Here is an 11,367-nt window from a genome sequence, read left to right as displayed (position 1 = left end):
CTTCCTAGCGATAGGACCGCATTTACCAGCGCTGGATTCGCCTAAGAGAGGCAACACAGGACCTTTCACAACCGCATCGGCGTCTGCCGCATAAACCCTATGCGCCGGACGCAGCCTCGCGGCCTTTCGCATTTGCGAAGTTTCCTGTAAGAGAGCCTCAAATCGCGCTTGGTCTGGCCTTTCCTTTGCGAAGGAAGGGCCTTTTCGCGTCCCCCAAACCCCGTCCGGTGAAACTCATGAAGCTTCGCAACATCGCGATCATCGCGCACGTCGACCATGGCAAGACCACGCTCGTCGACAAGCTGCTCGCGCAGTCCGGCTCGGTTCGCGAGAACCAGCGCGTCGAGGAGCGCGCGATGGACTCCAACGATCTCGAAAAGGAGCGCGGCATCACCATCCTCGCCAAGGCCACCTCGGTGGTCTGGAAGGACACGCGCATCAACATCGTCGACACGCCGGGCCACGCCGATTTCGGCGGCGAGGTCGAGCGCATCCTCAACATGGTGGACGGCGCGGTGATCCTCGTCGACGCCTCCGAGGGTCCGATGCCGCAGACCAAGTTCGTGCTGTCCAAGGCGCTGAAGGTCGGCCTTCGCCCGATCGTCGCGATCAACAAGATCGACCGTCCGGACGAGCGCCACCAGGAAGTCCTGAACGAGATCTTCGACCTCTTCGCCAATCTCGACGCCACCGAGGAGCAGCTCGACTTCCCCGTGCTCTACGGCTCGGGCCGCGGCGGCTGGATGGCCGAGGCGCCGGAAGGCCCGCAGGACCAGGGTCTCGCACCGCTCTTCGACCTGATCCTGAAGCACGTGCCGGAGCCGGACACCGCCGGCAAGGACGAGCCGTTCAAGATGATCGGCACCATCCTCGAGGCCAACCCGTTCCTCGGCCGCATCATCACCGGGCGCATCCAGTCCGGCTCGATCAAGCCGAACCAGGCCGTCAAGGTCATCTCCCATGATGGCGAGCTCCTGGAAAACGGCCGCATCTCCAAGATACTGGCCTTCCGCGGCCTCGAGCGCCAGCCGATCGAATATGCCGAGGCGGGCGACATCGTCGCCATCGCCGGCCTCTCGAAGGGCACCGTCGCCGACACCTTCTGCGATCCGCAGGTCTCGGAGCCGCTGCAGGCGCAGCCGATCGATCCGCCGACCGTGACGATGTCCTTCATCGTCAACAACTCGCCGCTCGCCGGTACCGAGGGTGACAAGGTGACAAGCCGTGTCATTCGCGATCGCCTCCTGAAGGAGGCCGAGGGCAATGTCGCGCTGAAGATCGAGGAAGCCGAGGACAAGGATTCCTTCTACGTCTCCGGCCGCGGCGAGCTGCAGCTGGCCGTCCTCATCGAGACCATGCGCCGCGAAGGCTTCGAGATCGGCGTCTCGCGTCCGCGCGTTGTAATGCAGAAGGACGAGGCGACCGGCGAGACGCTGGAGCCGATCGAGGAAGTCGTCATCGACGTCGACGAGGAGCATTCCGGCGTCGTCGTGCAGAAGATGAGCGAGCGCAAGGCCGAGATGGTCGAGCTGCGCCCGTCCGGCGGCGGTCGTCAGCGCCTGGTCTTCCATGCGCCGACCCGCGGCCTCATCGGCTACCAGTCGGAGCTTCTGACCGACACGCGCGGCACGGCGATCATGAACCGCCTGTTCCACTCCTATGCGCCCTACAAGGGCGAGCTGCAGGGCCGCATCAACGGCGTCCTCATCGCCAATGCGGCCGGCGAGGCGGTGGCCTATGCGCTGTTCAACCTCGAAGATCGCGGCCCCATGGTCATCGACCCGGGCGTGAAGGTCTATGAGGGCATGATCATCGGCATCCACACCCGCGACAACGACCTCGAGGTCAACGTCCTCAAGGGCAAGCAGCTCACCAACATCCGCGCCGCTGGCAAGGACGAGGCGGTGAAGCTGACGCCGCCGATCCGCATGACGCTCGACCGCGCGCTCTCCTGGATCCAGGACGACGAGCTCGTCGAGGTGACGCCGAAGTCGATCCGCCTGCGCAAGCTCTATCTCGACCCGCATGAGCGCAAGCGCTTCGAGAAGAGCCGCAAGGCCGCCTGAGGCCCTTCCTCGGGTGCCACATTGATGCAGACCGGAAGCTCCGGCTTCCGGTCTTTTTATTTGCGCGCTCTTCCTGCGGAGAGCGACCGGCCCGGCGGCGCCTTGTTCCGTGACCGCAGCGGCCGCGTGTGCCGCTTTCGCCCCTTGATCGAGGACGCCGCCCGTGCCCTTCAGCCTGACCAGCCCTGCTCTCGCGAAGGCTCTTGCCGAGCGCGACTATTCCCAGCCGACCCCCGTGCAGGCCGCGGTGCTGGCACCCGAAACCGCGGGCCGCGACCTTCTCGTCTCCGCCCAGACCGGCTCCGGCAAGACCGTAGCCTACGGTCTTGCCATGGCGCCGACGCTGCTCGGCGATGCCGAGACGCTGCCCGCCGCGCGCGAGCCGCTCGCCCTCGTCGTCGCGCCGACGCGCGAGCTTGCCCTGCAGGTGCAGCGTGAGCTGTTCTGGCTCTATGCCCATACCGGCGCGCGCATCGTCACCTGCGTCGGCGGCATGGATCCGCGCGCCGAGCAGAAGCGCCTCGCCGAGGGCGCCCATATCGTCGTCGGCACGCCCGGGCGCCTGCGCGATCACCTGGAACGCGGCCGGCTCCTCATCGGCAATCTGAAGGCGCTCGTCCTCGACGAGGCCGACGAGATGCTCGATCTCGGCTTCCGCGAGGATCTGGAGTTCATCCTGGAGGCGACGCCGGCCGAACGCCGCACCCTCCTCTTCTCCGCGACGCTCCCCGACGCGATCCGCGGCATGACCAAGCGCTACCAGAAGGATGCGCTGCGTATCGAGGCGGGGCGCGGCTCCACGGGGCACGCCGACATCGAATATCGCGCCATCCGCGTCGTGCCGAAGGAGATCGAGCACGCCGTCGTCAACCTCCTGCGCTTCATCGATGCGCCGAGCGCCATCATCTTCTGCAACACGCGCGAGGCCGTTCGCCACCTCTATTCCGGCCTCTTGGAGCGCGGCTTCTCGGCTGTGTCGCTGTCCGGTGAGCTCGGCCAGGCCGAGCGCAACCAGGCCATGCAGGCGCTGCGCGACGGCCGCGCGCGGGTATGCGTTGCCACCGACGTTGCCGCCCGCGGCATCGATCTGCCGAGCCTCGGCCTCGTCATCCATGCCGACCTGCCGCACGACGCCGAGACGCTGCAGCACCGCAGCGGCCGCACGGGGCGTGCCGGCCGCAAGGGCGTGTCGGTGCTGCTGGTGCCGATCTCCCGCCGCCGCAAGGCCGACCGGCTGCTGACCGAGGCGCGCATCCAGGCCAGCTGGGGCGCCGCACCGAGCGCCGACGACATCCGTCAGCAGGACGAGGAGCGCCTCCTCGCCGATCCGATCTTTGCCGAGGCGGGTTCGGAGGAGGATCTCGCCGTCGCCCGCAGGCTGCTCGAGACCTATTCGGCCGAGCAGCTCGCCGCAGCGCTCGTGAAGGGCTATCGCGAGCGGCTGCCCGCTCCGGAAGAGGTCTACGATCCCGGCTTTGCCCGCGACACGAAGGGCGCGGAAGGCTTCGGCGAGCGCGACAGGAAGAACCGCAAGGAGCACGACGGCGACAAGCGCGTGAGCGGTCCCAAGGTCTGGTTCCATCTCGATGTCGGCCGGCGCAACAATGCCGATCCGAAGTGGCTGCTGCCGCTCCTCTGCCGGCGGGGACAGGTGAGCCGGGCGGAGATCGGCGCAATCCGCATCTTCGACAGCGAAACCAAGGTCGAGATCGCCGCCGAGGCGGCCGAGCGCTTTGCGCAGGCGGCCGACCGTGATGGAGGCGACGACATCACCATCACGCAGCTCTCCGAGGGCGGCGCACCGGGCAAGGAGACCCGCCGTGACGGTCCGGCGCATGCCCGCGGCAAGAAGCCGTTCCGGAAAGGGCCGCACGCAGGTCCGGCCGGCAAGCCCGGCGACAAGGCCGCGGCCAAGTTCGACAAGCCGCGGCGCCCCAAGCCGAAGAAGGCCTGAGCGTCGCCCCTCTGAACCCTGGATGCACAGCTCACCGCTGAGCTTCGATCAGCCCCGCCGGGATGATCGGCACGCTGCGCACTGCGCATGAAAAAGCCCGGGGCCGTCGCTGGCTCCGGGCTTTTGCGCGTCCGAGGGGGGCTGCAGACGCGGCTTGAACGTCAGAACTGGGTGCCCGGCACCAGCACGCGCTCCTCAGGGAGCGCCTTGGAACCCCGGGTCGCCGGCGCCGGCGTGTTGCGCACGCGTACACCCTCGAAGCGGGCGTTGCTCCGGTCCTGGCCGCTGGTATAGCCGAGCGGGGCAGCGTCACGCGTCTGGTGGCGTCCCTGCGCAACGTCGGCACGGGAGGTCTCCTCCTGCGCCTTGAAGGCATTGCGCGAGCCGGCGAGACCATCCGCCGAGGCGACGCTGGTGAGAGCCGCGAGACCGAGAAGGGTGCCGGCGGCGAGTGTCGAGAACTTGGTCATATCATTACCTTTCGAAATCTGCGGGCGCCCTGCCATGCCTTGGAGGCACCGGGCGCATCCGGTGATGCTGATCTATATTCGCAACACGAAAGCTGGTAGACCTCTCCAAACGACACACTGTTCCCATGAGAGAACACCGGATATGACGAGCTTCGACGATCTCTTCTATTTCGAAGCGGTTGTCCGCCACCGCGGCTTCGGCACCGCCGCCCGGTCGCTGGGCGTCGCGAAGTCTTTGCTCAGCCGCCGCATCAAGGCGCTCGAGGCCGAGCTCGACGTGCGCCTGTTGGAGCGCAGCACGCATCGTTTCGAGGTGACGGAGATCGGCCAGCGTTTCTATCGTCACTGCCAGGCGGCGGTGCTGGAGATGGAGGCGGCCGAAGAGGTCGCCAATGCCATGAGCGCCGAGCCGCGGGGCACGGTCCGGGTCAGCTGTCCGCCCGGCATCTGTGCCGATGCGCTGGCAGCCGCCCTGCCGACGTTTCTCGACCGTCATCCGAAGGTCCGGGTGCAGTTCGTCGTCGAGGCCCGCCGCACCGACCTCATCGAGGAGCATATCGACGTCGCAATCCGCGTCGGCTTCCATGACAATGAGAGCGATCTCGTGGTGAAGCGCCTGCGCGACGTGCCCGGCGCGCTGGTCGCAAGTCCGGCTCTGCTGGAGCGCTACGGGACGCCGCAGCAGCCGGAGGATCTGACGCTGCTGCCGGCGCTCGGCCGCGACAGCACGCAGGCCGACGAGACATGGGTGCTGCATGGCCCGGACGGCGAGCGCAGGGAGGTGCGCGTGCGTCCGCGCTTCTCCTCCAATTCCCTGTCCGTCGTCCTGCAGATGGCGCTGCAGGGCGGCGGCATTGCCTTCCTGCCCGAGCTGACCATGGGCCGCAAACTTGGCTCGGGCGAGCTGGTGCGCGTCCTTCCCGAGTGGCAAGGCGACGAGGGCGTCCTGCATTTTGCCTTCATCTCCCGACGTGGCATGCTGCCTTCGGTGCGGCTCTTCATCGATTTTGCGCATGAGGAACTGAGCCGCCTCTTGAGCGCCTGCCGCTGCCCATCGAACGGATCGGGCACGCACACTCCCCTTCCGCCTCGCGCGACGATCGCAGCAGGCGAACCAAACGATCAGCTGCCGCAGCAACGTCACTGAACAGGAACGGAGCGACCGATGGGACTTCTATCCGCCCTTCTCGGCCATGCGAGCGATGCCGATATCGCCGACGTCCAGCGCGAGCTGGAACCGGTGCTGCTGCCGGACGAGCCGGTGGAACTTGCCTTCCGCACGGTGCGCGACCTCTTCGTCTTCACCAGCCACCGCCTGATCCTCGTCGACAAGCAGGGTCTGACCGGACGCAAGCGGGAGATCACCTCGATCCCCTACCGCGCCATCACCATGATGTCGGTGGAATCCGCCGGTCACTTCGATCTGGAGGGCGAAATGCGGATCTGGATCTCTGGGCAGGGCGAGCCGCTGACGCGCACGCTCGGCCGCGGTGTTGACGCGGCCGGCATCCAGAAGGCGCTCGCCGCCGGGCTGTTCGGCCGGAGCTGATGTCCGGGCATTCGCCATCAGCGCTTGTATCGGCAGCGTCGGCCGTAAACTGTTGGTAACCTCTGGGCGCGCCTGCGGCGAGCTTGCAAAGGCGACACCCGCTCAGCAAGGATTCCACACGCGGCCGTGAACGGCCGCAGTGACGGATCGCGACGAATTTTTGCATGGCGACGGATCGGATTTCCTCCTTTATGGTTAAGAGCCGATGAAGACGATCGCCGCTGAAGTCCGCTACGCTGAGACTGATGATGCCGTTGCGCTGGCGGCCATCCATGAAGCGGCTTGGCGCGGCGCCTATTCCGGCATGATCCCGCATCAGGCGCTGGGCCGCATGATCGGCCGCCGCGGCGCCGATTGGTGGCTGAAGGCGATCCGCAATCGTGCCGCCATTCTCGTTCTGGAATTCGATCGCCGCGTCGTCGGCTATGCCACGCTCGGGCGCAACCGGACGGATGCGCTGAAAGTCGACGGCGAGATCTACGAGCTCTACCTGCAGCCGGAGTATCAGGGGCTCGGCTTCGGCCGCCGGCTCTTCGAGGCGGCGCAGAGCCTCCTGAAAGGCCGCGGCATGCGCGGGCTCGCTGTCTGGGCACTCGCCGACAACGACAACGCCTTGGGCTTCTACCAGGCCATGGGCGGCATCGACGTCGCCGAAGGGCGCGAGCGTTTCGACGGCCGGGATCTCGGCAAGATCGCCTTCGTCTGGAAATAGCCGCGGCGCTTTGCCCGGTGGCGCCCCGCGCCACACCTGCAGCTGCACTGCAAGTGATTTGCCTCAGCCTCGAAATGCTCTAAGCACCGCGCCATCAACGCGGAAGAGGATTTCCATGCGCATCGACGCCATCGCCACCGGCACGAACCCGCCCGAAGACATCAATGTCATCATCGAGGTTCCGGTCGGCGGTCACCCCATCAAGTACGAGATGGACAAGGAGGCCGGCGCCCTCGTCGTCGATCGCTTCCTGTATACGCCGATGACCTATCCCGGCAATTACGGCTTCGTTCCGCATACGCTCTCGGACGACGGCGATCCGATCGACGTTCTCGTGATGAACACGCGCCCGCTTTTTCCCGGCTGCGTCATCAATTGCCGGCCGATCGGCGTTCTCGTCATGGAGGACAACAGCGGCCAGGACGAGAAGGTCATCGCGGTCCCCTCGCCCAAGCTGACGCGCCGCTACGAGATGATCACCGAGGCGAGCCAGCTGCCGCCGATCACGCTCGACCAGGTGGCGCACTTCTTCGAGCACTATAAGGACCTGGAGCCCGGCAAGTGGGTGAAGATCGGCGACTGGGGCGACAGCGCCATGGCCCGGCGGCTGATCCTGGAGGCCGTCGAGCGCCATCAGGGCAGCAAGAAGGCCTGACCCGAGGCGAGTCTGATGGCTCGGCATCAAGCTTGGGGCGCGGCGAAAGCTGCGCCCTTTGTCATTTCGGCCTCCAGCCGGACTGAAGCCGGCTGTTGCCACGGCGGGAGACTCAGTGGCGGAGCTCCGGGCACACGCTTCGGGAGCATGGCTGATGAGGCACGCAAACCCTTAAACAAGCATGAACGGAGCTTGCATCGAGTTATGCGCCGGGCGCACGACAGGGCTGCGACCCGCTGCACTATTAAAAGGCACGGCTGCCCATTATTTAGACGTCATCACACGATTGATGGACGAGACCAATGTTCAACCGCCTTGCAGACCGCATCCAATCCTACCGTACTCAGCGCGCTCATCTGCGCGAACTCAGCATGATGGGCGACCGCCAGCTGGCCGATATCGGCCTGAACCGTGGCGATATCGCTGCTGCCGTCCGCTACGGCCGCCGCTGATCTGACAAGCAATACCGCCGCCGTTTGATGACGGCGGAGGCTGACGTTCGAGCCGCCGCAGCGCTGCCTTTGATGCTCTTCAAGAGCGTCGGCACCGCTTCCGGCGGCTTTGTCGTTTCTGAAGAACCGGCGGCCCGGCGCGCCCCCCTTAGGACGGAGGTCGAGGCTACCCGTCCGCGCCTAGCGCAGCCGCTGCTCCTCCCCATGACAACAGCAATCCGACCGCCTGGGCGAGCTGTGCAGCGCAGGAGTGCCTACGCCTTAGGCTGCTTAACTAATAGGCAATTACAGGGGCAGGCTAGTTGGTCTGAGCCGGGCTGCGCTACTCGGCGGACAGAAGCCGCGCGACTAGCGCCGGCCTCTCGTTTTCCGAGGCCTCTAGACGCACCGTCTTCAGCCGCGACGTGCCGCCGGCGACCACGGAAACCGCCGACTTCGGACGATCGAGCCAGTCGGCGATGAGAATGGCAAGCGCCGCGTTGGCGCGGCCCTTTTCCGGTACCGCACGCACCCGCGCCTGCAGAACCGTTCGCCCGTCGGCACCCGTCGCAACGCCGTCGATCCGATCGAGCGCCGCGCGCGGCGTCAGCCGTACAGAGAGCAGGAGTGCCCCGCGCTCCTCGCGCCAGAACAGGCCGGCGCCGGCCGAAGCAGCCTGTGCCGGCTCGGCCAAGGCTCAGATGCCGGCGCGAAGGACGGCTGGGGCGATGTACAGAATGATGAGCTGCTGCAGGAAGAAGATGCCGAGCAGCGCCACCAGCGGGGAGAGGTCGAGACCGCCGAGATCCGGCAGGATGCGGCGGATCCGCCGGAACAGCGGCTCCGTGGCCTTGTAGAGGAAGGTCGCGACGGAATCGACGAACTGGTTGCCGGAATTGACGATATTGAAGGCGTAGAGCCAGGAGAGCACCGCCGCAGCGATGATGATCCACCAGTAGATGTTGAGCGCGAGCAGGATGACCTGGATAACGGCGAGCATAGGTGGATCACGAGCCTCTTTGACGTCTTGGGCATGTAGCCATCGCACCGCTCCGGCGCAAGCGAAGGGCGTGTCGCACGAGCCTTGCGCCGCGCTGGATGAGCGATCTCAGCCGATGTTTCGTCCGCCATGTTTAACCGTTGACAGGTCGGGCAGCGCTGCCCTAAATCCCGGTCCGGAAGGTGGACGGGGCTGTAGCTCAGTTGGGAGAGCGCGTCGTTCGCAATGACGAGGTCAGCGGTTCGATCCCGCTCAGCTCCACCATTCCACTCGCCGGGCGTAGACGCATCGGCCACTTCAGACACAATCACCGATCGTGACGAGGCGGCTTCGGACCGGGCCTGAGAACGCGTGCCCTGCCCGGGACTAGCGCGCGGCAGCAGACCGCCATCGCCGCTGGTCCGCATTACCATCGACAAAGCGAGAGGCCGCACGCAGCGCCCTCTCGCCTCGATTACCCGCTTCGACTTCTCTCAGCGCGCCGGCAGCTTCATCCAGCCGGGCACGGCGACGTCGGCATGGGCGAACTGCGGCAGCTTCTTTGCCAATTCTTCCATGTTGGAGATGTTCTCGCTGTTCAGCTGCTCCTGCGTGATCAGCGTTGGCGGCACGATCACCTGATGGCCGGGGTCCTCGCCGGCGAGCATCATGGCGAGAGCGCGCACCGACACCTCGCCGACAACGGCCGGGTTGGTGGCGGCGGTCGCCGCCCAGGCCGAGCCCGGCTCGCGCATTGCCGCGATATCGGCGGTGGAGATGTCCGCGGAGTAGATCTTGATGTCGCCGGACATGCCGGCCTCGTCGACCGCGATCTTCACGCCCTTGGCGAATTCGTCATAAGGCGCGAACATCACCTGGATCGTCGGGTTGGCGCGCAGCACCGCAGAGGCCTGGTTGGCGACGGAGTTGGCGATCGGGTTGTCCATCGTGCCGAAGCGCGCGACCTCCTTGATGCCGGCGTTCTTCTTCTTGAACTCAGCCCACGTCTCGTCGCGGCGATCGAGTGGCGCGATGCCGGCAACATAGACATAGCCGGCCTCGAAGCTGTCGCCATTGTCCTTGATCGCCTGCTCCAGCGCTAGGCGTGCAAGGTCGCGGTCGGACTGCTCGATCTGCGGCACGGCATCGTTCTCGACATTGACGTCGAAGGCGACGACCTTGATCCCGGCATCGACGGCGCGCTGCACCGCCGGCTTCATCGATTCCGTCAGACCGTGCTGCACGACGATGCCGTCGACGCCGAGGCCGATCGCCTGGTCCATCATGTCGGCCTGGAGCGCGGCGTCCTGGCGCGAGTCGAAGACGCGCAGGTCGATGCCGAGCGCCTCGGCCTGGCGCTGCACGCCGGAGAGATAGGCCTGGAAAAAGTCGCCGGTCGACAGATACCGGACCAGCGCGACGCGCGGCTTCTTGGAGCCGTCGAAGGGTGCCGGCGCGGCAGACTGCGCCAGCGCCGGCGCGATGCCCAAAGTACCGACGGCGCCGAGTGCGGCCGTAAGCGCCGCGCCGGCCAGAAGGCCGCGCCTGGTGATGCCGTTCATGTAAGTCCTCCCCTTCCCCTTGTTGTGATTATCGCGGCCGGTTCGACAGGCCGAAGGTGAACATCAGGGCGGCGACGAGCACCGCGCCTTTGATGAAGTCCTGCGCGTAATAGGGCGCGTTCATCATGGTCAGCCCGTTGAGGAGCAGGCCGACGAACAGCGCGCCGATGGCCGTGCCGATCGCGTTCGGCTTGCCGGCGCCGAAGACTGCAAAGCCGATCAGCGCGGCGGCGACCGCGTCCAGCAGCAGCGAATTGCCCGAGGAGACGTCGCCGCGCCCGACACGGGCGGCGAGCAGCACGCCGCCGAGTGCGGCGAAGACGCCGGAGATCATGTAGGCGGCGATCCGGTAGGCCTCGACCGGTGCACCGGCGAGGCGCGCGGCCCGCTCGTTGGAGCCGATGGCGTACATGACGCGGCCGAAGCGCGTGAAGGTCAGGAACACGGTGATGACGGCCGCAAGCACCAGCATCACGATCACCGAGATCGGCACGAGATCGGAGACGCGGTAGCGCCCGAGCGCCAGGAAGGCCGGCGTGAAGGTGCCGGTTGCGGTGGAACCGTCCGGCATCGACATGCCGCTGGCGATCGAGCGTCCCTGCGTCGGGATCAGCTGCAGGCCCAGTAGCAGGAACATCATGCCGAGGGTTGCCAGGAGATCAGGAATGCGCAGCCGCACGATCAGGAGGCCGTTGACGAGGCCGACGATCGCACCGACGGCAACGCAGGCCCCCACCGCAGCGAGCGTGCCGCCGCCGAACACCACCATGATGTATGATGAGGTCATCAGCGCCGTCGCCGCGACGGCGCCGATCGACAGGTCGAAGCCGCCGACCACCAGCGTCGCGGTGACGCCGAGCGCCAGGATCGCCACGATCGAGACCGACTGCAGCACGATCACGAGGTTGCGGACCGACAGGAAGGACGGCTCGGCCGTGCCGAAGAAGATCACCATCAGGACGAGCAGCGTCACCAGCCCGTAGCGCACG

At 66.5% G+C, this 11,367-nt stretch carries 12 protein-coding genes and 1 tRNA gene; 8 read left to right on the top strand and 5 right to left on the bottom strand.

Features of this window, described 5'->3' with window-relative positions; all coding sequences use genetic code 11:
* Nucleotides 1-236: 236 nt before the first annotated feature.
* Nucleotides 237-2,066: a translational GTPase TypA gene (typA, locus tag C0R46_RS15900; RefSeq protein WP_102960721.1), complete on the top strand. Its 1,830-nt coding sequence runs from the start codon at nucleotides 237-239 to the stop codon at nucleotides 2,064-2,066.
* Between the two features lie 163 nt (nucleotides 2,067-2,229).
* Complete coding sequence (locus tag C0R46_RS15895) at nucleotides 2,230-4,020, top strand: DEAD/DEAH box helicase (RefSeq protein ID WP_102960645.1); 1,791 nt, start codon at nucleotides 2,230-2,232, stop codon at nucleotides 4,018-4,020.
* Nucleotides 4,021-4,181: 161 nt separating this feature from the next.
* Here the strand turns inward: C0R46_RS15895 and C0R46_RS15890 are convergent, their stop codons facing one another.
* A complete protein-coding gene (locus tag C0R46_RS15890; protein ID WP_102960644.1) occupies nucleotides 4,182-4,490 on the bottom strand; it encodes a hypothetical protein in 309 nt (102 codons plus the stop codon).
* Between the two features lie 142 nt (nucleotides 4,491-4,632).
* On the opposite strand from C0R46_RS15890, the gene C0R46_RS15885 reads away from it, so the two are divergent.
* From C0R46_RS15885 to C0R46_RS15865, 5 genes are all read left to right on the top strand, one after another.
* Entirely contained in the window at nucleotides 4,633-5,637 is a 1,005-nt protein-coding gene (locus C0R46_RS15885; RefSeq protein ID WP_198598370.1) for a LysR substrate-binding domain-containing protein, read from the top strand.
* A gap of 18 nt (nucleotides 5,638-5,655) precedes the next feature.
* On the top strand, nucleotides 5,656-6,039 hold the full coding sequence (locus tag C0R46_RS15880; protein ID WP_102960642.1) for a PH domain-containing protein: 384 nt from the start codon (nucleotides 5,656-5,658) through the stop codon (nucleotides 6,037-6,039).
* Between the two features lie 205 nt (nucleotides 6,040-6,244).
* On the top strand, nucleotides 6,245-6,751 hold the full coding sequence (locus C0R46_RS15875; protein ID WP_102960641.1) for a GNAT family N-acetyltransferase: 507 nt from the start codon (nucleotides 6,245-6,247) through the stop codon (nucleotides 6,749-6,751).
* Nucleotides 6,752-6,866: 115 nt separating this feature from the next.
* Complete coding sequence (ppa, locus tag C0R46_RS15870) at nucleotides 6,867-7,406, top strand: inorganic diphosphatase (protein ID WP_102960640.1); 540 nt, start codon at nucleotides 6,867-6,869, stop codon at nucleotides 7,404-7,406.
* Between the two features lie 302 nt (nucleotides 7,407-7,708).
* On the top strand, nucleotides 7,709-7,858 hold the full coding sequence (locus C0R46_RS15865; protein ID WP_102960639.1) for a YjiS-like domain-containing protein: 150 nt from the start codon (nucleotides 7,709-7,711) through the stop codon (nucleotides 7,856-7,858).
* Nucleotides 7,859-8,180: 322 nt separating this feature from the next.
* Here C0R46_RS15865 and C0R46_RS15860 read toward each other — a convergent pair whose 3' ends face one another.
* Together C0R46_RS15860 and C0R46_RS15855 are read right to left on the bottom strand one after the other, a co-directional pair.
* On the bottom strand, nucleotides 8,181-8,492 hold the full coding sequence (locus tag C0R46_RS15860) for a DUF167 family protein (protein WP_102960720.1): 312 nt from the start codon (nucleotides 8,490-8,492) through the stop codon (nucleotides 8,181-8,183).
* A 42-nt stretch (nucleotides 8,493-8,534) separates the two neighbouring features.
* On the bottom strand, nucleotides 8,535-8,837 hold the full coding sequence (locus C0R46_RS15855; RefSeq protein WP_102960638.1) for a YggT family protein: 303 nt from the start codon (nucleotides 8,835-8,837) through the stop codon (nucleotides 8,535-8,537).
* Between the two features lie 188 nt (nucleotides 8,838-9,025).
* On the opposite strand from C0R46_RS15855, the gene C0R46_RS15850 reads away from it, so the two are divergent.
* A tRNA-Ala gene (locus C0R46_RS15850) sits at nucleotides 9,026-9,101 on the top strand.
* 209 nt (nucleotides 9,102-9,310) lie between these two features.
* On the opposite strand, the gene C0R46_RS15845 is transcribed toward C0R46_RS15850, so the two are convergent.
* Nucleotides 9,311-10,378, bottom strand: a complete 1,068-nt coding sequence (locus C0R46_RS15845) for a substrate-binding domain-containing protein (protein WP_102960637.1) — start codon at nucleotides 10,376-10,378, stop codon at nucleotides 9,311-9,313.
* 28 nt (nucleotides 10,379-10,406) lie between these two features.
* A complete protein-coding gene (locus tag C0R46_RS15840; RefSeq protein WP_102960719.1) occupies nucleotides 10,407-11,333 on the bottom strand; it encodes an ABC transporter permease in 927 nt (308 codons plus the stop codon).
* Between the last annotated feature and the right edge of the window lie 34 nt (nucleotides 11,334-11,367).

The sequence above is a fragment of the Mangrovicella endophytica genome, from assembly GCF_002893625.1.
Classification (GTDB): Bacteria; Pseudomonadota; Alphaproteobacteria; order Rhizobiales; family Rhizobiaceae; genus Mangrovicella; species Mangrovicella endophytica.
This window is presented reverse-complemented; position numbering and strand designations above follow the sequence as displayed.

Coding starts and splice junctions, on each gene's coding strand:
- typA (WP_102960721.1), top strand. CDS start 237: ATGAAGCTTCGCAACATCGCGATCATCGCGCACGTCGACCATGGCAAG.
- C0R46_RS15890 (WP_102960644.1), bottom strand. CDS start 4,490: ATGACCAAGTTCTCGACACTCGCCGCCGGCACCCTTCTCGGTCTCGCG.
- C0R46_RS15885 (WP_198598370.1), top strand. CDS start 4,633: ATGACGAGCTTCGACGATCTCTTCTATTTCGAAGCGGTTGTCCGCCAC.
- C0R46_RS15880 (WP_102960642.1), top strand. CDS start 5,656: ATGGGACTTCTATCCGCCCTTCTCGGCCATGCGAGCGATGCCGATATC.
- C0R46_RS15875 (WP_102960641.1), top strand. CDS start 6,245: ATGAAGACGATCGCCGCTGAAGTCCGCTACGCTGAGACTGATGATGCC.
- ppa (WP_102960640.1), top strand. CDS start 6,867: ATGCGCATCGACGCCATCGCCACCGGCACGAACCCGCCCGAAGACATC.
- C0R46_RS15865 (WP_102960639.1), top strand. CDS start 7,709: ATGTTCAACCGCCTTGCAGACCGCATCCAATCCTACCGTACTCAGCGC.
- C0R46_RS15855 (WP_102960638.1), bottom strand. CDS start 8,837: ATGCTCGCCGTTATCCAGGTCATCCTGCTCGCGCTCAACATCTACTGG.
- C0R46_RS15845 (WP_102960637.1), bottom strand. CDS start 10,378: ATGAACGGCATCACCAGGCGCGGCCTTCTGGCCGGCGCGGCGCTTACG.
- C0R46_RS15840 (WP_102960719.1), bottom strand. CDS start 11,333: ATGGTGATCTTCTTCGGCACGGCCGAGCCGTCCTTCCTGTCGGTCCGC.